Annotated in this window: 21 protein-coding genes; 4 read left to right on the forward strand and 17 right to left on the reverse strand. The window is 62.6% G+C overall.

Annotation, left to right across the window (positions count from 1 at the left end):
- Positions 1 to 7: 7 nt before the first annotated feature.
- Complete coding sequence (locus tag PT015_RS21785) at positions 8 to 1,816, reverse strand: UvrD-helicase domain-containing protein (RefSeq protein ID WP_285187156.1); 1,809 nt, start codon at positions 1,814 to 1,816, stop codon at positions 8 to 10.
- Positions 1,817 to 1,950: 134 nt separating this feature from the next.
- The gene (locus PT015_RS21790) at positions 1,951 to 6,663 is read right to left on the reverse strand and encodes a DEAD/DEAH box helicase (RefSeq protein WP_285191231.1); all 4,713 of its coding nucleotides are present in this window, start codon (positions 6,661 to 6,663) and stop codon (positions 1,951 to 1,953) included.
- Between the two features lie 229 nt (positions 6,664 to 6,892).
- Between PT015_RS21790 and PT015_RS21795 the strand changes: the two genes are divergently transcribed.
- Positions 6,893 to 8,005 (forward strand): DNA cytosine methyltransferase, encoded by a 1,113-nt coding sequence (locus PT015_RS21795; protein ID WP_285187157.1) that lies wholly within the window; start codon positions 6,893 to 6,895, stop codon positions 8,003 to 8,005.
- A gap of 1 nt (position 8,006) precedes the next feature.
- On the opposite strand, the gene PT015_RS21800 is transcribed toward PT015_RS21795, so the two are convergent.
- The 8 genes from PT015_RS21800 to PT015_RS21835 form a co-directional block, all read right to left on the reverse strand.
- Positions 8,007 to 8,399: a very short patch repair endonuclease gene (locus tag PT015_RS21800; RefSeq protein WP_285187158.1), complete on the reverse strand. Its 393-nt coding sequence runs from the start codon at positions 8,397 to 8,399 to the stop codon at positions 8,007 to 8,009.
- Between the two features lie 68 nt (positions 8,400 to 8,467).
- The gene (recD, locus tag PT015_RS21805) at positions 8,468 to 10,174 is read right to left on the reverse strand and encodes an exodeoxyribonuclease V subunit alpha (protein ID WP_285187159.1); all 1,707 of its coding nucleotides are present in this window, start codon (positions 10,172 to 10,174) and stop codon (positions 8,468 to 8,470) included.
- Positions 10,171 to 13,446 carry an exodeoxyribonuclease V subunit beta gene (gene recB / locus PT015_RS21810; protein ID WP_285187160.1) on the reverse strand — a complete coding sequence of 1,092 codons (3,276 nt, stop codon included), beginning with the start codon at positions 13,444 to 13,446 and terminating at the stop codon, positions 10,171 to 10,173. Before recB ends, recD begins: the two co-directional genes overlap by 4 nt.
- Complete coding sequence (recC, locus tag PT015_RS21815) at positions 13,446 to 16,730, reverse strand: exodeoxyribonuclease V subunit gamma (RefSeq protein WP_285187161.1); 3,285 nt, start codon at positions 16,728 to 16,730, stop codon at positions 13,446 to 13,448. The genes recB and recC overlap by 1 nt, the downstream gene beginning before the upstream one ends.
- Positions 16,731 to 16,806: 76 nt before the next feature.
- A complete protein-coding gene (locus PT015_RS21820; protein ID WP_285187162.1) occupies positions 16,807 to 17,451 on the reverse strand; it encodes a vWA domain-containing protein in 645 nt (214 codons plus the stop codon).
- A 20-nt stretch (positions 17,452 to 17,471) separates the two neighbouring features.
- Complete coding sequence (locus PT015_RS21825; protein WP_285187163.1) at positions 17,472 to 17,852, reverse strand: hypothetical protein; 381 nt, start codon at positions 17,850 to 17,852, stop codon at positions 17,472 to 17,474.
- Positions 17,853 to 17,906: 54 nt separating this feature from the next.
- Positions 17,907 to 18,629, reverse strand: coding sequence for a hypothetical protein (locus tag PT015_RS21830; RefSeq protein ID WP_285187164.1), 723 nt, complete (start codon positions 18,627 to 18,629; stop codon positions 17,907 to 17,909).
- 45 nt (positions 18,630 to 18,674) lie between these two features.
- On the reverse strand, positions 18,675 to 20,117 hold the full coding sequence (locus PT015_RS21835) for an ADP-ribosylglycohydrolase family protein (RefSeq protein ID WP_285187165.1): 1,443 nt from the start codon (positions 20,115 to 20,117) through the stop codon (positions 18,675 to 18,677).
- Positions 20,118 to 20,281: 164 nt separating this feature from the next.
- Here PT015_RS21835 and PT015_RS21840 point away from each other — a divergent pair, with 164 nt between their 5' ends.
- From PT015_RS21840 to PT015_RS21850, 3 genes are all read left to right on the forward strand, one after another.
- Positions 20,282 to 20,944, forward strand: coding sequence for an NUDIX hydrolase (locus PT015_RS21840; RefSeq protein ID WP_285187166.1), 663 nt, complete (start codon positions 20,282 to 20,284; stop codon positions 20,942 to 20,944).
- A gap of 181 nt (positions 20,945 to 21,125) precedes the next feature.
- The gene (locus tag PT015_RS21845) at positions 21,126 to 21,728 is read left to right on the forward strand and encodes an HD domain-containing protein (protein ID WP_285187167.1); all 603 of its coding nucleotides are present in this window, start codon (positions 21,126 to 21,128) and stop codon (positions 21,726 to 21,728) included.
- Positions 21,729 to 21,764: 36 nt separating this feature from the next.
- Positions 21,765 to 22,280: a nitroreductase family protein gene (locus PT015_RS21850; protein WP_285187168.1), complete on the forward strand. Its 516-nt coding sequence runs from the start codon at positions 21,765 to 21,767 to the stop codon at positions 22,278 to 22,280.
- A gap of 94 nt (positions 22,281 to 22,374) precedes the next feature.
- Here PT015_RS21850 and PT015_RS21855 read toward each other — a convergent pair whose 3' ends face one another.
- From PT015_RS21855 to PT015_RS21885, 7 genes are all read right to left on the reverse strand, one after another.
- Complete coding sequence (locus PT015_RS21855; RefSeq protein WP_285187169.1) at positions 22,375 to 22,941, reverse strand: hypothetical protein; 567 nt, start codon at positions 22,939 to 22,941, stop codon at positions 22,375 to 22,377.
- Positions 22,942 to 22,949: 8 nt separating this feature from the next.
- A complete protein-coding gene (locus PT015_RS21860; protein WP_285187170.1) occupies positions 22,950 to 23,108 on the reverse strand; it encodes a hypothetical protein in 159 nt (52 codons plus the stop codon).
- Between the two features lie 535 nt (positions 23,109 to 23,643).
- Positions 23,644 to 24,612 (reverse strand): hypothetical protein, encoded by a 969-nt coding sequence (locus PT015_RS21865; RefSeq protein WP_285187171.1) that lies wholly within the window; start codon positions 24,610 to 24,612, stop codon positions 23,644 to 23,646.
- Between the two features lie 229 nt (positions 24,613 to 24,841).
- Positions 24,842 to 25,126: a colicin immunity domain-containing protein gene (locus PT015_RS21870; RefSeq protein ID WP_285187172.1), complete on the reverse strand. Its 285-nt coding sequence runs from the start codon at positions 25,124 to 25,126 to the stop codon at positions 24,842 to 24,844.
- 47 nt (positions 25,127 to 25,173) lie between these two features.
- On the reverse strand, positions 25,174 to 25,398 hold the full coding sequence (locus PT015_RS21875; RefSeq protein ID WP_285187173.1) for a hypothetical protein: 225 nt from the start codon (positions 25,396 to 25,398) through the stop codon (positions 25,174 to 25,176).
- Positions 25,395 to 25,655, reverse strand: coding sequence for a hypothetical protein (locus PT015_RS21880; protein ID WP_285187174.1), 261 nt, complete (start codon positions 25,653 to 25,655; stop codon positions 25,395 to 25,397). The genes PT015_RS21875 and PT015_RS21880 overlap by 4 nt, the downstream gene beginning before the upstream one ends.
- Positions 25,652 to 26,755 carry a hypothetical protein gene (locus tag PT015_RS21885; RefSeq protein ID WP_285187175.1) on the reverse strand — a complete coding sequence of 368 codons (1,104 nt, stop codon included), beginning with the start codon at positions 26,753 to 26,755 and terminating at the stop codon, positions 25,652 to 25,654. The genes PT015_RS21880 and PT015_RS21885 overlap by 4 nt, the downstream gene beginning before the upstream one ends.

A 26,755-nucleotide genomic window follows, 5' to 3' on the forward strand; every position in this document is an offset into this window, starting at 1 on the left:
GAATTCCCTAGGTGGTCGAGAGGTCGGGTCGCGCCAAACCGGTCACGCGAGGAACGAGCCAAAATCCGGAGCTTCCCAGACCAGCCTTCTCAGACTCGTTGGGATCGCCGGCGACGGTCTCGATGGACACCAGAGACAAGCCATCAACTATCCCGGGCCAACTTCCTAACCAACCGAATGCCTTGGCAAAGGCGTCATCGAAGGCAGCGCTCGTTCGCCCCACGAATTGCCCTCCGTCAGTAACCAAGAGGTATGAAGGCGAATCCTCGGTTGACTCTTCCTCGTCTAGCTCGGCCTGCACCGCCATGCCCACAAGACCGTCCGACTGCAACGACTTCTGTAACTTCTTGGCATTCACTCGTGCTGAAGCTGCCGGGTAAGCGGATTCGACGTCGTTGTATTGGAATTCGAAAGCCTTGGTCCATTTGGCGCCGTGCTTTTTCTTGCTCCACGCCTCTTCTTTGAATCGCCCCCAGAGCTTGGGATCAGCTTTGATGATTGACCTGGGCTGCGGGAGTCGGCAGACGAAGATGTCGTCGCGCGCTCGACTCAACGCCACGTATTGGCGCCGGACTTTGGTCCAGCTGTCTTCATCGTCGGGCATCCACGTTGGTTCGACTACGAAGACCGAATCGAATTCAAGCCCCTTCGCGCGGTGGATCGTGGACACGATCACCGAACTGTGATCGGGTTCGGTCAGCGGGAGTGGGAGTGCTCGGGCTTTCACAAGGCGTGCCACTCTGAGGAGATTCAATGCGTCGAACTCGCTCGTTCGACCTTCGGCAGCCTTGAGCTCTGTCCACCGTTGCGCGACATCATCCTTCGCCAGCAGCCGCGCGAGCGCAGCCTCGACCTCCGACCTACGTTCCTTCGGACCGGGCAGCGGCCCTAGTGCGCCGGCTATCCACTTGGCCGCACCAAAATCCTGCGCTTGGCGGCGGACGGCGTGCGCAACACCCTGCTCGTTGAGGTGTCTGGATACCCGAAGTACGTCGGCATTAGTTACGCAGAGAACAGCCGTGATCTTGCCGCTACGTGGTGTCACGAGGTCGTACCACTCTTTAATTTCGCCACGGTCCGGTAAATCTAGAACCACATCGTCGAGCAGCTCCTCTGCCGTGTCGCCGTCATCTGTGTCTCGGATTGCGTCACCGAGGAGGGCCACCTGCTTGGGGAATTTGCCTCTCGCTCGGTAGTTTCTGCCCAATCCGACTGCCTCGCAACCGAATCGCTGAGCCAGGACATCGAACACGTCCTTGGAAGAGGTCTTGCTGAGCGAATCATCCAGCTGGAAGTCGTAGACGCCCTGAAGGGGGTCGCCGAGCGCAGTGATCCCGGCGTTCTCATCGAGCCATTCCAAGATTGCGACCACGAAATCGGCGCGGTCTCCAACGAGATCCTGCACTTCGTCGATCACGACATGTTGTAGCAATTCGATGTCGTGGGGCGCCTTGTCTGCCTCCTTTAGCAATTTGGTCGCACGTCGGATTCGGGCGTCGAAATTACCCTCCGGCTGGACGTTCGCGTCGAGCAGCAGGACGCTCGCGAACGAGTCAAACGTGCGCACGTTTGCGGCGCCTACGTCACGCAAATCCAGACGCTTTCGCACGGCCGTTACCGCGGCACGGGAAAAGCTAAGAACGAGGACTTCTTCCGATGCCACGATGCCCTCGTTCTGGACCAGGCTGTCGATACGGCTCACGACAACTTCCGTCTTGCCTTGTCCTGCGCCGGCAATCACGAGCAAACGTTCGTCGGCCGACGCCTCGACTACCGCGAGCTGCTCGTCGTTGAGTTCAAATTTTTCAGCCGACATAATCTGGCCTCGCGGCTTGGGGGGTAAAAGGATGATTAGCCAAAGATCGGGAACCCAGCGACTCTAACTTGCGGGAGCCGCGATCTCCGAGGGCTTGTTCGCCGTTGCCGTCAACGAGGGCTCGACGTCGCGACTCATCCGACATTGGCTATGTCTTCTTCGGTGCTGTCCGGCTCGATGATGTCTTTCATCGGTTGGAACACGATGCTATCGCCGAATTCCATGATGTTGTCCAGCATATTGACGATCAAAACTTCTTCGGTGCCACCGTTTTTCGGCCCTCGTAGTCCACGCCCAACCATCTGCTGATAGCGGACTTCGCTAGTGGTGGGGCGGGTTATGTACACGGCGTCGGTCTTTGGCGCATCAAAGCCCTGCGACAGCACCGCATAATTCGTCAGCACCTTGAGCTCGCCTGACTTGAACCGTTCGATCGCAACACGCCGATCTTCGGGGCTTGTGTCTTGATCGATCGACGAGGCGGGACGTCCCTGAATTGTGAGCAACGTAGCCAGCGTTTGGGCGCTCTCCACCGACGCGGCGAAGACCACGATCTGCCACTCCGCCGGCTTGCTCATCACAGAGTCAACGATGGTCCGGGTGCGGTCCTCATGGCGACCGAGTCGCGATTCAGCGTTCTTGGAAAGCCAACCCTTTGACTTGAACTCCTCGAGCTCGCTGTCGGTCAGATCGATTGAAATGCCACCAAGAATCTCCAGGTGGGCGTGAGCAAGCACGCGGTCACGCTGCAACCTGAGCTGTGGCAACTCGTCGCCGAAAACTCCTTCATCCAGCCGGTTTTCGTCGAAACGGCGCAGAAGTCTTTCAGTCTCGGCACTGTCGCGGCGCCCACGGAATGGTGTCGCAGTCAATCCGATCAGAGGCTTGTCTCGCTCACGCGTTCCACGACCAAGCCACTCAAGGATCTTCGTATAGGAAGGGGTGTAAGCGCCGTGGGCCTCATCGATGATCACTATGGGTGCCTCTGCCAACCACGCGAACGAATCATTGTCGACCGCGCGTGCCAAGATCTTCTGCCACGTTGCCACTACGACCTGTACGCCGGCGACTTCCTCTTCCATCTCGTAGCTCGACCAGAAACGACTCAGAATCAGCTGCGTATCTTGGCGGCCCACAGCTCGCCACAGATAGGACCAAGCGTCGATGGCTTGCTCGCAGAGCTCTTCGCCGTCGGCCAGCCACAGAATCGGTCCGGATAGTGTCGCCTCACCGGCATTTTCATCAATTCTGTCGTCTCGAATCGCCTCAATGATTGTCTGCACGGCAACCCGGGTCTTTCCTGCTCCTGTCGGTAGCGAGATAATCCCTCGCCGATAGCCTTGGCCACTGAGAAGCTTGAGAAGACGCTCCGACACCACCTGCTGATAGTCGTGCAAACCATCGAGTTGTGTTGGGCCGTCGACATATTCGGTCGGCTTGTTACGTCGTCTGGCCTTCTCGCCTGCCCACTCTTCGCCAAATCCCAGACTCTTAACCCACTTTCGGGTGTTGAAGGAGCCCGCCCAGGCGGAGGGCGCCGAGTCCGGGAGCCCCTGCGGATCGACTTTGCATGCGCGTTCGAGCGCGCGAACACCCAGCATCGTTACGCATAGCTTCGCCAGATCGAGTCCGTGGGGCTCCACCGATCCGTCTCTTACGAGATAAGTGAGCGCGTCCCGTGGGATCAGGGTTTTAAGACGCTCTTCGCCGGCGAGCATGAGAAGGCGTTCGGCGTCGGATGATGCGCTTCTGATCTCGCGCACCCGCTTCGAATTGCGACGCCGTTCCATGTCGTTGAGAAGTAGTTCGACCTGTCTGTCCGAGTCGTCGAGAAGTAGGCACCCAAGTACCTGCTTCAGGACTTGCCCGTCGGAGGATCCCGTCACGAGGATACGGTTGGCTTCTCGCGCGGCTGCGCATTCGACTCGGACCTCGGGTTGGCCCGGTACTGCAGCAACTTTGCTGATCGACAGGCACTTTTGCAGGAAGAGATCTTCTAGTTCATCACCGACCGGAAGCGTATCCAAAATTGGAAAGACATCCGATACCAGCTCTGATTCCGCACTGGTTTCGTAAGAGTAGGTGACTGGAAGGTCGCGTCCTTGCAAGCAATCCCAAAGCTCGCTCAGGGTATGTACATCATCAATGCTGTCCACGACGACGCAAGGAATGCCAAAGCTATCGAGCTCGGTGTAGGCCTCCATGCCGTGGACAACCGCGACAGCGCTTCGGTCTTCCTCCGACCACTGCCCGTCGCGACGTACCCAGAGGCGATCAGGCGGGTCAACTTCCTTATGCGTCCAGCACCACCACGCATAACTCTGGCCAACACGCAAAAGATCGTCGCGCTCGACGTGCGTGTGCACGAGCCAGCTGAAATCAGCTGAGTCAAGCTCGCTGACTTGTCTTTTCAGCTTTAAGACGCGCTCGGTTTCGGAGCTGAGCACTAGCTGCGTGAGACACGGGAGCAAACCCGCAGGCACACCGTCGACTTCGGAAACAAACGTTTCCGCGACAGGTACCGGGCCCAGCGTGGTCGGTAGCAAGCCGTGCTCCCGTACCTGCCAGAGCTCGGGCGCTATGTAGCGAGCTGTCTTGCTGACATTCGGATGGCTCACCCGGACACGCGGAACATCAATGTCGCTGATTACCGCGACGCTCAGGGCGACCCTGTTTGTGAGGCTAAGATCTGGCAAGCATTCGAGGGGGCCCAGGACAGAATCGACGGTTTCGATCGCGATGGCCTGCCGCGCCTGGACACCCAATCCGAGCTCGTCGCCAATGGTTTCGCGGACTTCCCTTCGATATCGCGCCACCCATGTCTCGCTCGAATGAACCGCAGACCGCAACGGCCTGGCCCTAATTCCGAGCAGGTACAGAATCTCATGGTCAGCGGCGTGGTAGGCAGCGTCAACCAAGTAGGCCCCGTCCTCCCGTAGCTGCTTGAGGCCCTCACCGGGGAAGTAGAGGCCCCGCGGAACCACCCAGCGCCCATCACCGTTCCGCACCTGGACGACTTTCGCGGCGTGGCCACCCAGGACCTCCTCGAACGCCTCGTGGACTAGTTGAACACCCGAGCCGCGCATTGCGATCCACAGCTCATCCCAATCCACTTTGCCGGTGGCCCTCAATTGGGTGAGCAGCTGCAGCATTTCGCCGCCGTCTTCGAACGGAGTGATTCCGAGGTGCTTTAGCGCGTCCACAGCGGATGGTTGACCGGCAACTGCCTCGGCGACGAAGGAGGTGCCGCTCTGCCCGGCGCTCGTACGTAGAAAACAGCGACCTCGTACTGGCTGCGCCAAGGTGTTGTTCTCCAACAACACAATTCGTGCATCTCGCACGTCCATCTCCGTGTTGTCGCCCTTGCCGACTAACTTCGCGGCGAGCTCGATTGCTGCTGCCGATTTTTTCGGCTGCGGGTCGGCCACAACCGACTGAAGCCAATGCAGAACGCGCCCAGGGGATTTCGCGCTCTCCCCTTCCTGCAGCAGGCGGTCGACCTTGGATCGTCGCTCGGTGCTGGTGGTGCATTCGGGATGAACCCACCCGCCTCGGTTGCCGGTAACTTCCAGCCACCGCGTGGCAAGATCCACGACTACATCAGGTATGCGTTGCAGGGAGCTCGGTGCACGCAACTGTCCATCGAGGTCCGGCAGGCATCGGGAGTCTCTGAGGGCTTGATATACAGGCTCATTCAAAACCTTGTCCGCCCAACTACGGGCCTCCTTGCCGCGCGCGGGTAAAACATCGATGTACCTGCCGAAAGCCCTATCTGCGATCAGATCTTTACGAGCTGCTACAACCAACTGCGGCAACACATCTACGAGGATCTCGAGGTTGAACTCGCACTCGATCACGTTGATGCGGTCGTCCGAAAGCTTCCATGGTGCATTGACCCGGCCACTCAGGGTGATATCTGATTTAACCGGAAAGAAGGCCGATAATTGCCCGAGCCCTACTCCGCCGGTCAGCGGAAGTGCCCAACTGACGGTGATTGATTCGCGCCTCGCGGCATGTCCTGCCGATTCCAGTGCCTCGAGTGACGGCTTGTGGTCGGTAGACACCACAAGCCAGTTCCTGTCACTATCCTCGGTTGTCAGTCTTACAAAATTGCCCTTTTTGGCTGCCGTGAAGTGGCGCTCGCGACCTGCCACGCCATCGAAGAGGTCGAGCATCCTGACGTGCGGAGCGAAAAGATTGAACGATTCGTCAAACTGGTCGATTTCCTCTGACAGTTGTTCCGCGGTTCCTGCCTTGAGCGGCACCTTGACCACAGTCGTCGCCCACGCGGCGAGTTCGGCCAAGACGGGGTCGGACCGAAACTCGTTCGAGGGGCTTAGCGTCCACGCGAGCCTCAGCGCAGGAATGTCTGAAGGAGAATAGTTCTCATTCAGCTCGGCGGAAAGTTGGTCGGCCGCCTGCTGACGACTGAACTCGAACGAGACCGAACGGCTAAAGATCTGTGGGCTATCGGAGATACCGCTGATCGACTTGAAGCCGAGCCCGAATCGACCGATTTCGGTGCCCGTCTTGTTCGACAGGTGCGTGTATAGCAGCGCTCGGACGCCCGATGCATCGAATGGGACACCCTCGTTTGCGACGTACAAGGCCTCGCCGGTCAAGCTGACCTGGATGCGTCCGGGAGAGCGGTGCAATGCATCGGCGGCATTTTGGACAAGCTCTTGGATTTGCTTTCGTCCGTAGCCGCCCTCAGCGATGCCGCGTTCTTTTCCGGCATCTTCCTTGACACGAGTCGAATCCTCTTTGTAGACCCGAATGCACTTGCCACGGAGTTCGTCGACCAGACCGCCCAGTGCTAGGTCTGGGTCAGCCCAGCCCTTGATCATCACTTCATACCCTCCCTTCAGCCACTGATATCACGAAGAAGCGCCTGCCAGGAGCGCTTTTAGGTCGTCGGATTTCTACCACCGCATGCCGACAGAACTGAGTTATCTTGTCTGCTGCCTTGAGGATCGGCCGCGCCGAGCACGTGCGCGCCGCGAGAGCGTCAGAGAAACTCTCGGGGATTCGCCCGCTTCGCGGCCCTAGTCGGCTCAGCCGGCTAACATCACTGCCATGCCGCCGACCGTTTCTCCGCCACTCCGTGCACAGCGGATTATCGATCTCTTTGCCGGGCCTGGCGGCCTTGATGTTGGCGCCACCTGGTTGGGCATCCCCGTGACTGGAATCGAATTGGACCCCGACGCGTGCGCAACGCGCGCCGCCGCCGGGCTCGACACGGTCCAGGGTGACGTGCGCGCCTACGCACCGCGAGACTTTCCGGAAGCGACGGTCCTGACTGGGGGACCGCCGTGTCAGACCTTCACTGTCGCGGGTAAAGGAGCCGGCAGGCGCGCTCTCGATGAGGTTGCGCGAAGACTCGCAGGCATGTTTGAGAGTCCCGACGCTGAGCCTGCGCGTGGCTGGTCGTGCGATGAGCGGACCGAACTTGTGCTCGAGCCGATGCGGTGGGCTCTCTTGGCGCTGCGGGCCGACAAACCATTCCACGCGATCGTCCTGGAGCAGGTACCCGCTGTGGTACCAGTCTGGTTGGCGTTTCGCGAGGTGCTCGAAGGTTGTGGCTACAAATGTGCGGTCGGAATACTCCGCTCGGAAGAATTCGGTGTTCCCCAGACGCGACGTCGCGCAATTCTCATCGCGCAGCTCGGTAGTTCCAGTGTGCAGCTCCCCAGTCCGACCCACGAAGCTTTCCGCAAAGGAGCTCTGAGCCAGGCCGCTCTCGGACGCGAACCGTGGGTCTCGATGGGACAAGCTCTTTCGAGGGAAGTTGGCTTCACGGTCATCTCCAACTACGGCAGTGGCGGAGACCCACGCAACAGGGGGCGGCGTCATTCGGGCGAGCCTGCAGCTACAGTAACCGGGAAGGTAACGCGCAATCGTCTGCACCTCGCCGATGGCGAATGGAGTCGTTTTTCTCACTGTGAAGCCGGGCTCCTTCAGACTTTTCCGCATGACTTCCCTTGGTCCGGCTCTGACATTGGCCAGCAAATCGGTAATGCGATCCCCCCGCGTTTGGCCGTGCATGTCTTGGCCCGAGCGCTCAATATCCAGCTGTCTGGCGAGGAGCTCGACCGCGTGGTCAGTTCATCGTGGCGGGAAGGGTATAGCTCGCCAATCCGACAGCTGCGCCAAAAAATTGAGCAACCGGTCGCGACTGCAGCCAACTGAATCATTCTCTGCCCCTTGCACTGCGAAGTTTAGCGAGCTGTAAGCAGATTGCATCTGCAACAACAGCGGGCTCCTCGTGCTCCCAGAAGCGCAGGACTGTCCATCCGCGGGTTCCCAAGACAGCATCCGCTCGTCGGTCGCGTTCGATATTTGAGTCAAGCTTTTGGGCCCACCATTCGCGGTTTGCTGTGGGCCTCGTGGCATGTTCGGGGCATCCGTGCCAGAAGCAGCCATCGATGAAAACAGCCAGATGCAATGTCCGCCAGATGATGTCGGCCTTACATCTGTAATCAGATTCCGGCCGGGCATCGACGCGGAAACGGATGCCACGAGCGTGAAGTATTTTGCGTACTGATAACTCGGCCTGGGTGTCACGCTGGCGCTGCTTACTCATTCGCGAACGGACCGAGTCGGACGAAGCGGCAGGTCTACTACTTGACGGTATCGGGTTCGGTTTATGTGTCACTGAGTCAACCTCACCCTCAGCCCTGTCGCACGAACCGCCAGCCGTTCGATCGCGGCGCGCACGGATGCCTCAGACCCGACGACCCGTGCTTTCTCCTTCGCCCGAGTCACCGCCGTATAGAACAACTCCCGCGTCAGCAGCCGCGAATCCTCGCCCGGCAGAAGCACAGTCACCTCATCGGCTTGACTGCCCTGCGACTTGTGAATCGTCATCGCATGCATCGTCTCGACGTCGGACAGCCGACTCGTCGCAAAGTCCAATGCACCTCCGGCGCCGGCGATAACAGCTCGAAGTCCGTCCGGCCCGTTCGCGACAACGCCGGTGTCGCCGTTGAAGATGCGCAGCGCGTAATCATTGGCGGTCACTAACAAGGGCCGACCTGGGTACCATTCCGCCCACGGCGGCTGGCCGGTCTCCTCGGACAGCCACTTCTCCACCTGACGATTCCAGTGCTGCACCCCGTTCGGTCCCGACCGGTGCGCGCACAACAGCCTGTGCTCGTCGAGCGTCGCCAAAGCATCATCGCTCGCGGAGTAGAGCGCGGCCTCGCGGAGCTTCAACGCGTGCGGCAACAACACCGGGCGCAACGCGTCAGATGCGTCCTCGGCTTCGATGAACTCGATGTGCTCGCCGCCGGCACGCAAGAGTTCGATGGCGCGGTCAGCGTCGCCGATCCGAATCGCTTCCGCTAGTTGGCCGATCGTCTCACCAAACCGATGCGACGTTTTCAGCGTCGCTACAGCCATGTCGCTGCGCCCCGAAATCCCATCCACCAGATCAGCCAGCACCGCGCCCGCGTCCACGGACGCCAACTGGTCAGCGTCACCGACCAGGATCAGCCGCGAACCGGGACGTACAGCCTCAAGCAACCGCGCCATCATTGTCAGCGACACCATCGACGTCTCGTCGACGACAATCACGTCGTGTGGCAACCGATTTCCGCGATTGTGCCGAAACCGTGATGACGTGTCGGGCTTGCTGCCCAACAGCCGGTGCAACGTCATCGCGTGCAGCTGACCAAGCCGCTCACGGTCTAAAGCATCCAGCTTGGCCACCTCGAGTTGCACCGCCTCGAGAAGCCGCGCCGCCGCCTTGCCCGTCGGCGCCGCAAGCGCGATCCGCAGCCGCGATGCGCCCGCCTGTTCGGCAAGCAACGCCAGCAACCGCGCAACCGTCGTCGTCTTGCCGGTCCCCGGGCCGCCAGTCAGCACCGTAACCGCCTGCGTCAGCGCGATTTCCGCCGCAGCCCGCTGCTCTTCGAAACCGGTCGGGAAAAGTCGCTCGGAGGCAGGCATATCACCGCCCGGCCCTGACGCTTGCAACGACAGCAATTCGTCGCAGACCTGCTTCTCCTCGCGCCAGTACCGGTCCAGGTACAGCAGCCGCTCGTCGTAGAGATGCAACACCTGGCCGAGCAACGGGCTGGCCGCGACCGCCGCAAGCCAATCCGCAGAAGCGGGCCACGGCAAGTCGTCAACACCGACAGCACCAGCGATCGACTCCAGCTCGATGCACACCGAGCCCCCCCGCAACCCGCGCACCAGCAGTGCCACCGCCAGCGCCACCCGCTCGTCGGACTCCTTGCCGAGCACGCAAATCCGCTCAGCCACCCGTACATCCGAAACATCAAGCACGCCAGCCTCGTTGAACGAACCCAACAAGCCGCCAGCGCCTACCGCCAGTTCGACCTCGAGAAGAGTCACGCCGCCCGCCTTCCCTCGTCGAGAAGGTCGGACAGCGCGACCACCATCGCGGGAGGTGGCTGCCAGCTGAACACCCCAGCCGACCGGCCGTCGATCACCGGAGTATCGGCACCACACATGCCGCGTACAAACAAATACAAAACCCCGCCGAGGTGCACGGCAGGGTTATAATCCGGAAGCCGCCAACGCAAGAAACGATGCAGCACAACGGTATACAGCAACGCCTGCAGCGGATAGTCGGAGTGAAGCATCGCCTCGGCCATCCGCGCGGGACTGTAATCAGCCGCGTTGTCGCCCAGATGGTTGGTCTTGTAATCGACCACCACATAGCGCTGGTCTGGCAGGCGCAGCACCACATCGATCGAGCCGGACAGATACCCGCGAAGGGATTGGGAGCCCAGCGCGGCTGACGTCAGGCGATCCACGTAGGGCGCAATTGGATCGTCGTTGGGAAGGAATGCGCGCAGCAGCTCGCCGACATCGGCCACCGACACGTTCGGCGCGGCACCGCGCACATCGCCACCAGCCAGCGGAATCTCGAAGTCCAACTCCCGTAACCGATCCGGCAGCGCAATCTGCCGTAAGGTCAAGCCGCCGGCCAGCGGACCAAGCGGAGTGCCATTCATAGGCACCATCGCCGCGGCCAACTCAAAAGCCGTCACATCCACCGGATACCAGTGCAATTCACGCCGGGCATGGGTCTCGAGTTCGAGAGCGAAATCCGCCGCAGACGGATCGGCGTTCTCCAGCACCGCGTGCACCAGCGACCCGAACGTCGCACCTCGGGGCAACACAGCCATCGGGGACACCACGTCAGGCCCGGAAGCGTTCTCTGCCAACGCAATATCGCCGGTCTCGTCGTCCAGCTCGGTAGCCTCGGGTTCGCTGGTGACGCCCACAGTTTCGGCCACCCGGACCAGGCCCGAGTAGGAAGTGCGTCGCCAGTCGGTGTCGATACGGCGGTGGAAATGCCGCATCTCGAGATGCGGCGTCTCGGGTGCCAGCGACACTGAGGGTGCCTCGCCGACCACCGCCAGCTCGATGACCGGGCCGCCTGCGGCCTCCCACTCCTGCAGCCGGGCCATCGCGTCGTCGTCGCTGATCTTCGGCGGATCGCACTTCTCGGGCACCAGCGCTTCGCCCGGGCGCCGGCCCCGCAGCAGCCGGGACAACCCACCGTTGGGCTCGTCGCGCGACGGCGCCCACCACACCACCACCTGCGACTGCGCCCGCGTCATCGCGACATAGCTCAGCCGAATCACGTCGCTCGCATCCTCGAGCCGACCCTGTTGCTTCGCGTGCGCGGCGCCGGGACCGTTCCTGCCACCGACATACAGGCAGCGCACCGCATCCTCGTGGAAGACCACCATGTCGTCGTCCTGGACATAGAGGTTGAACGCGAAAGGCACATAGACGACAGGGAATTGCAGCCCCTTGGCCGCGTACACGGTCATGACCTGCACGGCGGTGGCGTCGCTGTCGAGCCGACGGTTGCGTTCGGCGGCGCCGCTGCGTTCTTCGCGTTGCTTGCGCAGCCAGTCGCGCAGTCCCGGCAAACCCAGTCGCTCCTGGTGTGCGACGTCCTGCAGCAATTGCGTGACGTGGGCGAGGTCGGTCATCCGCCGCTCGCCGTCCTCCCACGACAACACGCGATCGCCCATCCCGCGCAACTGCGCAGCCTCGAAGACCGCGGCGACACCGCGTTCCCGAGCGTGCGCCGCCCATTCACGCAAAGTGTCGGCAATCCGATCGGTGAGCAAGTCACCGCCACTGACAAGGGTTTCCGCGGTCTCACCGAAGAACACGGTGGCCGCCGCCGCGCGGACCATCCCGGGTCGATGCGGCTGGTGGAAAGCCTCTAGTAGGCAGAGCCAGTCACCGGCGGCGTCGGAGGTGAACACGTCGGTGTTGCCGGTGTACACCACGGCGACATCGGCGTCGCACAGCGCCTGGAAGCAGATGTCGGCGTCGCGGTGCCGTTCGACGATCAAGGCGATGTCGCGAGCCTGTAGTGGTGTGCCGTCGAATGTCGCACCGCTGGCAAGCAGTGCGCGGACGTCCGCGGCGAGGTCGGCGCCAATGTGCTTGCGAATGGAGTCGATCGATAGGTTCTGAACGCCCCTGCGGCCGAGCATCTCTCGCTGGACCACTCGCAGCCGGAATGGGTCGTTGTGGGGCGCGCCGGCGAGCCGGTGGCCCTGATGATGCGCCGTGACGTCCTCTACGACGATGGCGGGACTGCCGAGTTGCGCGCCACCCAACAGCACCTGCAGGCGGTCCAGCAGCGCGGAGTCGCTCCGCCAGTTGGTGGCCAGCGTCTTCTGCTCACCGGCCGTGTCCGCCGCTTCAAGATAGGTGACGATGTCGCCGCCGCGGAACGCGTAGATCGCCTGCTTCGGATCGCCGATCAGGATCACCGTCGAGCGCCCGCCGAACGCCCGATCGATGACCCGCCACTGCACCTGGTCGGTGTCCTGGAACTCGTCGACCATGACAATCGGCCAGCGGTCGTGCATGCGCCGCCGCGCGGGGGAGTCGTCGGTGTCGAGGGCATCAGCCAGTCGACTCAAAAGATCGTCGTAGCCGAGGACGCCGAGCCGCCGCTTGCGGGTTTCTAGTTCGGCCAGAACGTCTTTCGCGAAGTCGACGCGGGCGGCCGCCTCTGAGCCGGGCTCCGCGTCGCGCGGTCTCAATTCTGCCGCCGGATTGCTGACGACCGTGCGCGCCAACTCGAGCGCGGGGCCGTACTGCAGGAGCGGATCGTCGCGATCCTGACCGAACCGGGCCAGATACAGATCGTCGACTATTTCGGTGGTGAGGTCGTCGAGGCTTTCCAGCAGGGTGACGTTGGCGGCGGTGTCGCCGGCGACACCGAGCGATCGCAGTACCAGTTGGCAGAACTGGTGTGTGGTGGCGATGGTCGCCGCGTCGAACCCCGCCAGCGCGTCGCGCAGCCGTTGTTCGCGGGCCGCACGCTCGTCAGCGCGTGCGTCGATCAGCCACGCCACCAAGTGGTTGTCGCCGACGCTGGACGGATCGTCGAAAGCGGTTACCGCATCAGCGATCTGACGGCGAACCCGCTCGCGAAGCTCCTGGCTGGCGGATCGGCTGAACGTGATGAGCAGCATCTGGTCGAGCGTGGCGACACCTTCAGCGACATACCGGGTCACCAAACCGGCCAGCGCGAACGTCTTACCCGTTCCCGCGCTGGCCTGCAGCACGGTCGTCGCGCGCTCAGTCGGCAACGGGCCGAGGAGATCGAAGGGCTGCATCAGACCGGGATCCTCTCGGCCCGCAGCATCGGCAACCAGAGCCGGCAGGCGTACGCGCCGAGTCGGGTGTTTTCGCTGTCGAATTCCTCGCCTGGCCGCAACGGTGTCATCAAGTCGGGGAGCCGCGCGTGATCGCCCCACGCGCGGACGTGTGCCGGTGATGCGTCCTCGCCGGGGTACTTGTTGCTGTACCAACGGTATTCGGCCGCGTTGACGGGATCGTCGCCGGAATGCCGTGCCACCGCCCACGCGTACGACGTCTTGACCGGCAGCGGCAGCGGTTCCCGACGGCCCGCGTCGTAGATCGCGACCAGCTCGCGCAAGACTTCGGTGGCATCCCCGTCCGGCCTACCGAGTTCCTCGACACGCGGGTGGGTGCCTCGCCTCGGCCGGCCGATGCACGCCGCCGACCAGTCCTGGCTGGAGTCGCGAGCGTGCAACGCCAACAAGGGAATCCACGACTCCATCAGGTGCTTGCCATCCAACCGCGAGTAGGTCACCGACACCAGGCGACTACCGAAGACCGCCGGTACCGTGCCGCTGAGCCGCCGCCCGCCGCCGAGTTGGATGTCGACGTCGTACGGCACCGGGTCGGCGCTGCGGTATTGCTGCGCTTCCGTCGCGAGAAGTACAGATTGTTCGAGGATTTCGGTTGCCTTGCGCCAGCCGAGTTTTCCCGGCGGCAGGGTGCCGCGGCGCCACTCCGCCCCGCGTGCCTGTTCGGGCGTCATGCCGCGCAGGAGGTCCTGCAGCATCCGGTCGCCGACGGACCATTCCTCGAGGTTGTCGAGGTCGACGGGGATGGCGTCGTCGATGCTCTCGAAGTCACGAGGCAACGTGAAGTCCAGCGCCCGGAAGAAGCCCTTCACCGGGTCTTTGAAGAACCCGATCAAGTCGGCAAGGATGACATCCTCGAGGGGCTGAGCCGGCAGCGGCCCGGCGATGAATGCGGGATGCTGGCGACGTTCGCCGGTGCTGGCCTGCGCGGCGCGCAGCGCGACCGGGTCGAAGCTGAATGGAACGTTCGGTACCAGCGTCCCGGGTTCGACATTGCGGATGTCGAACGGCTGCAACGGATGCTGGACGACGATGTGTTCGCGAATCTTGTCCGGCGTGGTGGCGTCGAGGGTGTCCAGCAACTCGTCGAGCGGCACGGCGGGTGGGCGCGTCAGACCGGTGTACTGGTTGGCGCCGGTGTAGGTGATGACCAGTTTCTCGGTGGCCGCGCCGATTGCGTCGAGCAGCAATTGCCGGTCCTCGGAGCGGATGTCGCGCTCACCGGTCATCGGGTCGCGGGCCAGCGCGTCATCACCGTCGACCACACCGATGCGCGGGAACACGCCGTCGTCGAGGCCGACGAGGCAGACCACCCGGTGTGGCACCGACCGCATCGGCACCATTGTGCACACGGTCAGCGTTCCGGTCCGAAAGTTCGCGCGGGTCGGCCGACCGGCGAGGTGCTGGTCGAGCAGTGCCCGGATATCGGCCAGCCGGAGTGAGGTGTCTGCACGAGTCCCGGCTTGTTCCAACGCTTCTGCGAACTCGCGCTGCATCTGCCGGGTCTGCCACGCATCGGCGTCGCTGACGCGCGTGAGGCTAATGACGCCCTCTGCCAGAGCACTCAGCCACGCGCTCAACGGTTGCGCGCCGGACAGTGCGCCTGCCGCGCGTTCCAACCGGCAGACGAATTCGGCCAGCTGCCCGGCCAATTCGACGCGATTGCTACTGACGTCATCCAGAGGCAGGGTCTGGTCGATCCAGGAGTGCGCGTCGTCGGACATCGCGACGCCGGTCAGGATCCGGTCGATGCCGAAACGCCATGTGTTGTGCACGAAGTCGACGCGGTACGGCTTGCGGTGTTCCTGGTCGAAACCCCAGCGGATGTTGGCCTGCCGGACCCAGCGGGTGATCGACTCCAGGTCGTCGTCGGTGAAGCCGAATCGGGCTCGCACCGGTGCGGACTCGGCAATGTTGAGCACCTCGCTGGCGGTGACCCGCCCATCGGCCAGGGCGAGCAGTTGCGCGGCCAGCCCGAGTAGCGGGTTGGTCTGGATCAGCGAGCGGTCGGCCAGCTTGACCCGTAGCCGGTGTGCGGGATGAGCGCCGTGCACGACATCGCCGAGCCCGAAGTCGGCGACGATGAGCGGCGCATAGGTCTCGATGTCCGGGCACATCACCAGGATGTCGCGTGGCTCCAGGGTCGGATCGTCTTGCAGCAGACCGAGGAGTACCTCGCGCAGAACGTCGACCTGACGCGCAGGGCTGTGGCAGCTGTGCACCTGCACCGAGCGGTCGTTCTCGGAGAACGTACGCCCCTGTGGCTGAACGGCATTCGCAGCAATATCCGCTTGCAGCCAACCAAGGAGTGTCGCCGGCCGGTCATGAGTGGGCAGGTACTCGTCGGACTGCGGGTCGGTCGGCAGGCTGCGCTCGAGCTCGCGAAGGTCGCGCCCGAGCGTGGCGAGCAGCGGGTGGTCCACCTCGCGATGGCTGGTGTCGTCGCGGCGGGGGATGGCGCCGCGCTGCGGAACGAGCTGTGTCCACAATGCATCGCTCGGGTGCGGCAGCCACAGGTGCAGGTCGTGATGCGTCGACAGCGCCTGCAGCAGTTCAATGTCGGTGCACGCCAGCCTGGTGTGGCCGAACAGCGACAGCCGAGACGGCAACTCGCTCGGCCCTTCTTGCAGACGCGTGACTGTCTTCTGATGCCGGATGTGCGGGGGATCGGCGTCGATGCGCGCGACGAGCGCCCGCCACAATTCTGGCTGCCACAGCAGGTCCTCGTCCAGGCGTGCAGCGCTACCGTCGAGCCAGTCGACGAGAAGCTGGGGTCGCTGGCGGGCGTAGGAGGCGAACAGGCCGGCCAGTCGACGCGCAACCGAATACCTTCGGCCTCTGCGCAATTCGGCCTCTTCGGCGGCGTCAAAGTGGCCCAGGTGCCTCGCCAGAATGGCGCACCACGGCTGGTCGAGTGACGCGTCGATGGTCTCGAGCAGAGGCCACGTCATGGCGTCCGGAGACCACGGGTCGTCCTCGACCGTGCCGGTGATTTCCGCGATCAGCGAGCCCGGGCTGCGGAACGCGATCCCCGCGCAGACCCCGTCGCTCCCATGACCGACACCTAAGACATGCGAGAGCCGCTGGCTCAGCCAGCGTTCGACGCCGCGGGCGGGCACCAGGACGAGTTCTTCTGCGAAGGGGTCCGGCAGCGGCTTTGCCAGGAGCGTGCCCAACCCTTCGGCGAGCAGATCGGTGCGTTCGGCACGGTGGACGTGGAGTGCCATCATCGCCACCCTAAAACGGGACGCTCGTACCGATGGTCGGATCGCGTGAATTGTCGTACGAACGGACGAGCGCCGATCACTCTTCGGCGAGCTTGTCGCGTTGCGCATCGGTGAACGCCGGCATCGCGGCGGCAGGGTCGACAAGCCTCGCATTGCGATAGCCCCGGACGTTCTCCGATACCGTCTTCAGCGCTTCGCGAGACTTACCCCTCGCATAGGTGACTGACTGTTCAGCTTTGATCCCGAGGCCCGTGCCGACCTCGACGGCGTCCTGGTCGGCGCCCATGTAGAAGAACTCCCAGCGGTGCTCTTTGGTCTGCTGCTCGACAAGTGCCCTGATGGCTGCTCGTCCCCATTCACGACTGGCGTTCTCCAAGCCGTCGGTCATGATCCCGACGACGACCGACCCCGGTCTGTCAGCCTCGGGCAGGACGTTGATTTCCGCCACCGTGTCGGTGATGAGCCTGCCCATCGAGTCGTGCAGGGCCGTGCGACCCCGGGGGAACAGGGCCAGTGGAGGAACTTGTCCTACTGCAATGTTGCGGTAGACGACCTCGTATTCCTCGTCGAATTGCGCCAGCGTGGCAGTGCAGAGTCCTTCGCCTCCGCGCTGTTCGGCGATGAACTCCTCGAACCCGCCGATGATGTCTGACTTGATCGACTGCATCGAGCCGGAGCGGTCGAGCAGGAATACGAGCTTGGTAAGACTCTGATTTGGCATGGTTGGTCCTTTCGAGATCCCTAGGAGGGGTTGGTTTTTCGGCGCGGTTTGAATCGCATCGGCTCGGGGGGTGCTGCCGGCGGCAGCGGTTGGTTGGCGTACTTGTGTTGGCGGGCCCGCCTGACGTCCTCGGCGGTGACTCGGGTTCCTGTTGTGACGTAAGGCGCCAGCCTGGCCGTTCTGGCCAACCGGGGTCCTACCGCGTTCTCGGTCAGTCCGGCGTACTTGCCGGCCGCTGCAAGCGACAGTTCGTCGTCCACCACGGCGTTGGCCAATTGCTCGTCGAGCAGTTGACTGACTTCCGTCAAGGCCAGCCGAAGATGTTGCAGCACTTCGGCCGCCGAGTCGGATGACTCGGCTTGGTCAAGGTGCTTACGGATCTGCTCGAAGGAGTCAGGCATTCGTCCACCATACCGCAGAAAATGCGGATACCGCAATAACTGCGGATTGCACGACTACTGCAACCCATCGGCTACCAGGCTGGCTCCGTGGACGCTGATCAGGTGTTGCTGACCGGAGCCGCCGACGACACGGCACCAACTCTTCACGTCGAGAACGTCGTTCATCAGCGTGATGTCGAATCCGCCGTACATGCCCGGCACCGGAAACCAGACGCGATTGCCGGCCACCTCGTGCAGGATGTCGACCGGTGGATAGCGCAGCACGTGCCGCGGGTCGCGGCCGTCGTAAAGCACGCCGCGGATGCGCCCGTCGATGACCCCGGCGAGGTGGTGATCCAGAGCCTGGACAGTTGCCGGCGTCAAGGGTGAGGGTGACGGCTTCAGGTAGCGCTCCCGGAGTGCCAGCGAATTGTGCTGTTGTACGGCAACGTCTTTAGGCTTTTCGCCTTCCAGGTCACGTTGGCAGCGGATGTCGTGTGCGGTGCGTCCGTGAGCGTCGCGTAGCGACCGCACCGCACCCCGCTGTAGTAGCCCGGCAGCGATATCGACGGGGACGCCGTGCCAGGCGGCCTGGTGTAGCGGGGTGAACCAGGCCGGGCCACCCGGTCGCCAGCTGTTGATGTCGGCGCGCGGGTCGTCGAGCAGGTCGAACACCGTTGACCAGTCACCTGCTTTGGCGGCGTCGGCGAGCAGGTGGCCCACCGCGACCACGTCGTCCTTGAGGAGCGAGGGATCGAGGATTCCGCGCCAGACCAAGTGTTCGTTGTCTTCGAGCATCGTTGCCTCCTTTGAGGGTGTTGAGTCTTGTTGCGGATCAACGGTTCACGCCGGCTGAGCGGTGAGACGTCGCATCGCTCGCCGGAACGCGAAGTTCGGATCTGCACCGGGCAGGGCCTCCTGCACATCCACGATCGCCCGATCAGAGCTCACTCCGCGCAGCCGTGCGCCGTAGAGCGCGGCGACCGCAGGCGTGCGACTGTAGGCCGCTACGCAGTGCACCAGCACGGTCCGGCCCTCGGCACGCAGCTGCTCGAGCAGGCGGACGGTGTCGAGTAAGACGTAATCCAGGTGCGGATTCTCGTCGGGATCCGAGCGATCGATGAGCCGAACTTCGGCGTGCGGCATGGTGTGGCGCATGTCGTCGTCGGCCAGCCGGCACAACGAGATCACCGCATCCACCTCATCGGGTAGCCCGCGCAGCACACCGACGCCGCCGAGTAGAACCTTGTCGTCGTAGGGATGGACGGCCAGGGTGTCGATGGGGGAGCCGGGATAGCGGTAGTCGAATCGGTCGGGCGCACCGTCCCGTTCGATCGCCGAGGCCAAGCCCACCAGTTCGTGGGCTGTGATGCCGGGCCAGCCGTGCAGCAGTACGCGCCACTCCAGCGGCACCGCGGATGCGCCGTGGGCCGCGCCCAGAAGCGCGGCCGCGATCGCCGCGACCGTGTCGGTGTCGTTGCCGCACCGGACAGCGGCGTCGAGGGCCAGCCGCAGATGGTCGGCCCGGAAGGTGCCCGACTGGGGGTTGTCGGCGGGGATCGCCGTAGTGGCGATCGCGCACCAGGCGGCCTGCAATGCTTCGACGACCCAGCCGTTGTTGGGAAAGTCCGCGGGGCGTGACCGCTCAGCCACGTCGAGGCGCTTCGACCACAGTTCGCGACGCTCGGCGTCGATGTGGCGCAACCCGATTCGCACATGGAGCTCGCCGGTGTGCACCGCGTGCCGGATGGCGCAGCACCACAGCACGCAGGCGTCGCCGGCCTCGGGGTCGTAGTGGGTTAGCTCGCTGATCGCACGCGCGGCCGCCACCATGGCGTCTTCGTCGCCGAGGTAGCGCAGCGCGACCGGCGCCGTCCGCATCAGCGACCCGTTGCCGGCGGTGCGGCCGGAATGGGTATGCAGCAGCTCGGATTCGGCGCGCGCGCGGTCGGCAGTGATCAGACCATCGCGGCCCGCGGCCCGCAACACTGAGCTGGTCTGGATGCCGACATCCTTGGCCGTGCGCGACCATTCCCACCACCGGGCGACGATTGCGTTCTGAGCGGACGCCTCCCGCAGGTCGGAGCCGGTGGCAGCCACTTCCGCGATCGCGATGGCCATAGCGGTGTCGTCGGTCCACTCGCCGCGCTCCCACATCCCGCCGCCGACCATCGCGACGTCGAGTTCGGGTCCGCGGGGCGGGTGAAACTCGTAGGGGGCACCCAAGGCGTCGCCGGCTGCGGCGCCGAGCAGCACACCTTCGACGCGGTCGTTGTATGAGCCCATATCGATCAACTCCTCTTGCTCATTTGTTTTGCGCATATCTGCGCTAATTTCCCATAGAGTACGCCGGGGGTCTGACAAATATTCCGTCGTTCCTGGTGCCGGGCCACTGATCAGCCATATTGCGTAAGATCGCGCTAAATATCGCCCTATCCGAGGATGTTGATTTGAGTAAGCGAGTGTGGCGGGACAGCGACGGACACGCTCTAACCGATTTCGTCCGCCCGTCGGTCGCAGTCGACACCGCGGCGTTGTCGCTGCATGACGATTTGGGCCTGGTGGTGCTGCAGGTGCGGCGCCCGACGGGACGGGGATGGGCGCTACCGGGAACCTTTTTGCACGAGAAGGAGACGCTAGCCAAAGCCGTCGACCGCTCACTGCGCGACAAGGCGAACATTCGTGGGTTGCAGCCACGACAGTTGCATGTGTTCGACGACCCGGATCGCGACGAGCGAGGGTGGGTGCTCTCTGTCGCGCATATCGAGGTAGTGCGCCTCGAGCGGCTGTCGTCGCGGTATCCCGCTAGCACGCGGCTGATGCCGACATCGGCGCCGGGCCAACTCAGCCACGACCACGGCATCATTATCGAGCGCGCCGTCGACTACTTGCGTTCGCGCTACCGCCACCGACCCGATCCAGATCGGCTCCTGCCGGATGAATTCACCCTCCGGCAACTGCGGCTCGCGCATGAGGAAGTTGCCGGAGTTGTGTTGCCGCGCGACACATTTCGGCGAAACATGGACCCGCACCTCGTCGGAGTCGGAAAGCTGATTTCCGAGGGGCGCGGCCGTCCCGCGGAGCTTTTCCGACGCAGGTCCGACGCGCGTTAGGCGGGTATAGGTCCGTCGGGCGGCACTAAACCTTGGAGCACTCGTATCCCAGGCTATTCCGTGCGTAAGCCCAGTCGGTCACGCGTTCGCTGCAGTGTCTTTGCGTAACGACAGAACCAGGTCCTGACATGAGAGGTCGTGTCGTACCCCTATGCCAAAGTGGGAGTGGAAGGAGTCGAAGATGACAAGCCAGACCCAGTCGCCGCGTCTCACGCAGAGGTTCGACGACGCGCTCACGTATTCGGCGGGCAAGCACCGTGAACAGTTGCGTAAGGGTGGCGATATCCCATATCTGGGCCATCTGCTCGCGGTTGCCGGGTATGTGATCGAGGCAGGCGGCACTGAAAATCAAGTCATCGCTGCATTGCTGCACGACACTGCTGAAGATCAGGGCGGCGAGCCGATACTGGCGGAGATTCGAGAGAAGTTCGGCGACGAGGTTGCATCAATCGTCAGGGAATGCAGCGACACCGTCGTGACGCCGAAGCCGCCCTGGCGTGAGCGCAAAGAGAACTACATCAACCATTTATCCGAGGCATCCGACAGCGCCGTCCTCGTGTCGCTGGCCGACAAACTGAACAACGCGCACGCAATCCTGCGGGACTTCCGCAGGCACAAAGCCCAGTTGTGGGAGCGGTTCAGCGTCAAAGACCCGGCGGATCACCTGTGGTACTACAAGTCGCTGCTCGAGGTCTATCGCGGGCGCTTTCCAGATAGCTGGATGGCGGACGAGTTAGCCGAGGTTCTCGATGCGCTCGAGCGCGAGGTTGGCGAAGCGGCCTAGCGTGGAAGCAAGAGTACATACGACGGGAGCAACTCGATGGAAGCCTGGGACGCGATCACGGCGCGGCGCAATGTCCGCCAGTACAAACCGGAACCGGTGCCTGACGAAGATCTCAACCGTATCGCCGAAGCCGGTTGGCGGGCGCCGTCGGCGAAGAACCGCCAAGCGTGGGATTTCGTTATCGTCACTGATAGGGCTCAGCTGCAAGAGCTTTCGACGGTCTGGCAGGGCGCAGGGCATATCGCCGGGGCCGCGGCGGCGATCGCTTTCGTGCTGCCCGAGCCGCCAGACGAGCGTCGACGAGTCACCGACCAGTACGATTTGGGGCAGGCCACGATGGCGATGATGATCGCGGCGACCGACCGCGGTATTGGGACCGGACACTCATCGGTGGGAGATCAGGACAAGGCGCGTTTCATCCTTCGTGTGCCCGAGGGTTACCAAGTGGCATACCTCCTTGGCATCGGATATCCCGCGGACCGACCGCTCAAGCCGATTCGCAAGCCGAACCGGCGACCGTTCGAAGAGGTTGTGCACCAAGGGCATTGGTGACGGCGGCGGTTCTACGTCTGATTGGGGGCTACTTATCGCAGCTTTGTGAGAGTTTGCAGCAAGCCCAATCCACGAAAGTGATTCCTAGCAGTGCTCAGTCCCACGACATCGCCGCAAACATAAACAACCCCCAACTGAATCCCGCCCCGTAACTTTCTCCTTCCCAAACGAATTCGTGCTCTTCGTATCCGGGCAGATGGCCGTCTACGAATGACCACTTTCGCCCAGCGCTCAAGGGGCCGAACCGATCTGCGAACTCAGCGACATCCATAGTCCACATCTCAAGGTCGACCGGTGCGCCGACGCGGTTGGCGACATTGTCCGTGCGTTGGTAGCCCGCCGATTCGATGTGTCCGCTGTGACTGCCGGTGGCCTTGAATCTAAATCCCGGCCACAGCACGCTGTCGTACTCGAGACTGGTGGCATCTTGCATCTCCGGTTGCAACAGCCGCTTCATATTGGTGAAAAAATGAGCTTCGCCAGCAAGGGCTTTGGTTATCTTTTCGTGGCTATGAGCCGCTCTCTCGATTGAAATGCGATTCTGCGCCAGCTTCGCTTCTAGCTGAGATTCATTGTGCGACATCTTTATTCTCAGCTTCATGGACACAAGCAGGTGTGCTTCGAAGTCAATAGTGGTAACGCCTGGATCTGAGTTCATCATGTGTCCGTTCATCTAACCCGAGCGGCGTCGATCGCAGCCGCGCTGGCCTGGCAGGACAGCCCAACCTCCGGTGGCGCGACCACCTGGTGGAGGTCGCCAACGGACGCGCCCCAGCGGGTGGACATGGCATGCAGATCGGCCGTGTTCACATGCAGTTCTTGCCCCACGGGCGGCAGTGTAAGTTGGGGCAACAATCGCTCACCAGTCACCCGCATAGGCCGGTCGAAGGTGCTGAGTAACCGTCGTGACTTCCTGGTCGGTTCGAGACTCCCGGTAATTCGTTCGGTGAGCCCTTCGTCGTCGGCGGCATGGATCTCTGCGTTGAGCGTGTGGCATGCCACTCATCTTCGGCGACCCTGGCTAACGCGGAAATTAAAGGCGTCAAAGACCGTATCGAGCTAGACACCAGCGAAATGACCGTACTTCCGTTCAACGCCAACAGCCTTGACGCCATCGTCAGCAGCCTCGCCATCTACAACATTCCGGGCAACGCCGGCCGGTGGCGAGCTCTCGCCAAGGTGGTTCGACCGAGGCGGCGCCGCCCCCCCGTCAAAGCGACCGCCAAACTCATTCCGCCCCGATGGAATTCATGCTCTTCAAACACTGAAAGCAGTGGGCCGGGAAGGGGCTACCGGAGACCGTCAGTCGTCAACCCAATTCGCTTCGCGAACGTGACCCAATGTATGCCAGGGAACACCGAAATTACTCCAGAGTGATGCTTCGATCGTCGCGCACCACGATCGTCAACCGTTCGTCCGGTGCGACCACGGTCCTCAAGAGGGCGGTACCGATTCTGAGTACACCGGAACGCGACCGGTCGGGCCCGTTGCGTGGATCCCAACGCGCCTCAACCGCAGCGCCACGCAGAATCACTTCAACATCTTGCTTAGCCGTCGGAAACAAGGACTTGCTGGACGACGGAATCCGGATCGCCCCGCCTCGCAGATCAGCTTCGGTCACTCTTTGCGTCACCGCAGCCTGGCCCAATGTGACTGGCTCAATGGGCCTTTGGCGCCAAGTATCGAGCTCGGCGTCCTGCGGTTCGGTATCGGAGGTACGGCTGCTCGGGATCGGGCCGCGGGCGCCGGTGATTCCGTGCCTTTTACGTCGCCCGCCCGGCATCACCAAATTGGCGAAGGGAATGGCAAGTTGGGCGTCGTACAGTGCTGCTCGCGATGAGGGTGATACCTGGGCCGAAAACGCGTGTAGCAGCTTCCGTTCAGCCTCGTCGGGTGCTGCGCACGGTGCGTAATGAACCCACATGTGATTCAGATCTGCCAATGTCTTCAACGGCCATCCGCCCGCGTGCGGTCGCTCGGCACCCAGCGGAGTGCGGTAGTACTGGGCGACGCGTTGGGCCACTGACGTTCCCGCCAGCCCGATGTACACGATGCTTTCGTCTCTCAACCACATCGACGAAATGCGTTCTGCCAGGCGTGTCCACGAAGGGCGCCGACGATCGAGCAGCAGTTCCGGCCGACGAGATAACAGTTGCTGGACGGCTGCCGGCGAGATGTGGCACTCCGACTGAGTTGGGCACTCCTCGGGCAGACCGCTCAGTGACACGAGGTACACGCCCGGCTGGTCGAGTGGGATGCGGTCCAACCATGCAGAGGCGCCCAGCCAGTTGAGGTTGGCTGAGTTCAACAGTGTCGCTGCACTTGTCGGCACGGCAGAAATCTATCTTGAAGCGAGTGGCGATCGCATACTTCAGTCACTGCCGCGGTGCAGCCCCAGAGCTCAGCAGGCGCTGCGTGCGCGTCGGGGCGAAGCCAACGTCCGCGAACATCGTTTACCTAATTTAGTGTCTCGACGGTTTACGACGCCTTCACTCCCGTGCGTCTTGCCCGACTGCTTACGGGACTTCGTCACCAGACGCATGTCCGTCCTGCGGTACTGGCTAGCTCTCGTAAAGCTTTCGATATGCCTCTCGCGCGCAGTCGAGTAATTCTTCTGAATCGATGCTCCCGTACACTCGATCACGCAACTCAGGATCCTCAACGAACGCATCGACGTCTGCGAACAGCTTATCCAGAATGTCGAATTTCTCCCCGCCGACCTTAGTAGTGTCGCTTTTGAACAGAGATAAATAGGATCGTTCAAATTCTGGCGGTGACATTTCGCCATTGATGAACTCGAATATCACCTGCCTGTATCTGTTGGCCATCCGCGCGGCCGCTCCCATGTCAGACGACATTAACGTCAACCATCTAATGCTCCCATGGTGGATGATTACCTTCGCAGCTTGCTCGGGTCTAGCGTCTCCACCAGCCCGTCCGCAAATAGCGATCGGACGGTGTCGGCGACGAGCTGTTGGTGCTCAGCCGAGAGGTCACCTAGTTTGCCGTCGAAAGGACAGGCTTGGATGTCGGCCATAGAGACGAAATGAACATCGCCCACGTCAAGGATGTCGGCGCGAAGTGCCTGTTGCGCATCGACGAATCCGTTGAAGTTCATTCTCGGATGATTGGCCAGGCTTCAAGGTAAGCATCTATTGCGCGTTCAACCGCAAGGCCGTAGTCGTTCGGCATGTGTCCCGGACCGTAATTCGCGCTCAATGCAAAGTGGAGCGCGTCGATAACGGCATCACTCTGATCGTTGGTCGGACGCTCGACGCGACCTAGCTCGCTGACGAGGCTTGGGCTCCGACGCTCAAGCTCGTCCACGATGAGCTTTCGGTGGTCGGGCGGAATGGCGTCAAGCACGTTGCTCATGGATTCCTCCATCCGCCACTACCGTTTGGCCAGGCGGTAGTGACCTGACCACTTTCGTTTAAACACACGGTCGCATCCTTTCCGTCGTATCGCCATGTCCCGCCGTATTCATCTGGTACGAACTTCGGAGGCCTGACCGGATTGCGAACCGCGTCCTGCATTGCCTCGTCGTTGACCCCGTGCCCTTCTCGACCAAATACGCGCTTGGCGCCGTGGTCCGTCAACCCGTTGATTTGCTCAGGCGGAGGAAATGGCGGCTTTCCCTCCTCGGGGTGCTGAGCGGATTCTTCGTCTTCGATAGGAACCTTGAGGTCGTGCAAGCGCGCTCTAATCGCCGCCTGCTTGTCGAGCAGTCGTTGTTTGTCGGCTACGCATGTGTCGTACGCTCCCTGCTCTGTCGGCAGGATGAACGTGCGTCCGCAGCGCGTGTTATATGCATTGACCTCAGCGTTGACCTCCGCCCAAGCGGCTCGCGCTTCGGCTTCCGTCATGTCCTCAGGCTTGATCGGCGTTGCCGGATCCATCTTGAACGTGTGGTTGTCGACGGCACGGATTTGACCGCCATTCGGCGGCGCCGGAGGAAACGTCGATCCGACGCCGGACACTGCCGCCGTCACGCGGCTGGCAACTTGAGCGTCGGTGTTGACCAATGCGGCTGCGCGCGCGCCAATTTCGCCGGCATGGGACTGCGCCATCACCTGTCGAGCGACTCGTTGTGCCGCCGATCCGCCGGAGGTCTGATCGGTTACCGAAAGGTCTTCGCCCACTGTGAAACCCGATGAGCGCGCATCGTCGACTGCGTATTGAAGGTACGAGCGCGCTGCCTCGAGTTCCGATGCGCCGCTCCGCGCCGCTGTAGCGGCGCCCTGCAACCGGTCGACTGCCGCACTCGTGGTCGTCATATCCGCATGGGTATCGGTACGCAGCGCCTCGGCGGCCTCGCCTTTCCAATCGGCGACCATCGCGTCGCTCCACACGCCGTGAGCGACCCCGAAGCTCTGCTCGCCGACGGACTCCCAATGGCTGGCTGCTTCGGTGAGGTGGTCAGTCGGCCAGTTCAATAAGGCCGACAGCCCGGGACCTCCTGCGACTGCCGCCAT

Source organism: Candidatus Mycobacterium wuenschmannii (assembly GCF_030252325.1).
In the GTDB taxonomy this organism is placed as follows: domain Bacteria; phylum Actinomycetota; class Actinomycetes; order Mycobacteriales; family Mycobacteriaceae; genus Mycobacterium; species Mycobacterium wuenschmannii.

Coding starts and splice junctions, on each gene's coding strand:
- PT015_RS21820 (WP_285187162.1), bottom strand. CDS start 17,451: ATGCCAAATCAGAGTCTTACCAAGCTCGTATTCCTGCTCGACCGCTCC.
- PT015_RS21855 (WP_285187169.1), bottom strand. CDS start 22,941: ATGATGAACTCAGATCCAGGCGTTACCACTATTGACTTCGAAGCACAC.
- PT015_RS21850 (WP_285187168.1), top strand. CDS start 21,765: ATGGAAGCCTGGGACGCGATCACGGCGCGGCGCAATGTCCGCCAGTAC.
- PT015_RS21785 (WP_285187156.1), bottom strand. CDS start 1,816: ATGTCGGCTGAAAAATTTGAACTCAACGACGAGCAGCTCGCGGTAGTC.
- PT015_RS21870 (WP_285187172.1), bottom strand. CDS start 25,126: ATGGGAGCGGCCGCGCGGATGGCCAACAGATACAGGCAGGTGATATTC.
- recC (WP_285187161.1), bottom strand. CDS start 16,730: ATGGCACTCCACGTCCACCGTGCCGAACGCACCGATCTGCTCGCCGAA.
- PT015_RS21795 (WP_285187157.1), top strand. CDS start 6,893: ATGCCGCCGACCGTTTCTCCGCCACTCCGTGCACAGCGGATTATCGAT.
- PT015_RS21800 (WP_285187158.1), bottom strand. CDS start 8,399: ATGAGTAAGCAGCGCCAGCGTGACACCCAGGCCGAGTTATCAGTACGC.
- PT015_RS21825 (WP_285187163.1), bottom strand. CDS start 17,852: ATGCCTGACTCCTTCGAGCAGATCCGTAAGCACCTTGACCAAGCCGAG.
- PT015_RS21885 (WP_285187175.1), bottom strand. CDS start 26,755: ATGGCGGCAGTCGCAGGAGGTCCCGGGCTGTCGGCCTTATTGAACTGG.
- PT015_RS21880 (WP_285187174.1), bottom strand. CDS start 25,655: ATGAGCAACGTGCTTGACGCCATTCCGCCCGACCACCGAAAGCTCATC.
- PT015_RS21875 (WP_285187173.1), bottom strand. CDS start 25,398: ATGAACTTCAACGGATTCGTCGATGCGCAACAGGCACTTCGCGCCGAC.
- recB (WP_285187160.1), bottom strand. CDS start 13,446: ATGCAGCCCTTCGATCTCCTCGGCCCGTTGCCGACTGAGCGCGCGACG.
- PT015_RS21835 (WP_285187165.1), bottom strand. CDS start 20,117: ATGGGCTCATACAACGACCGCGTCGAAGGTGTGCTGCTCGGCGCCGCA.
- PT015_RS21790 (WP_285191231.1), bottom strand. CDS start 6,663: ATGATCAAGGGCTGGGCTGACCCAGACCTAGCACTGGGCGGTCTGGTC.
- PT015_RS21830 (WP_285187164.1), bottom strand. CDS start 18,629: ATGCTCGAAGACAACGAACACTTGGTCTGGCGCGGAATCCTCGATCCC.
- PT015_RS21845 (WP_285187167.1), top strand. CDS start 21,126: ATGACAAGCCAGACCCAGTCGCCGCGTCTCACGCAGAGGTTCGACGAC.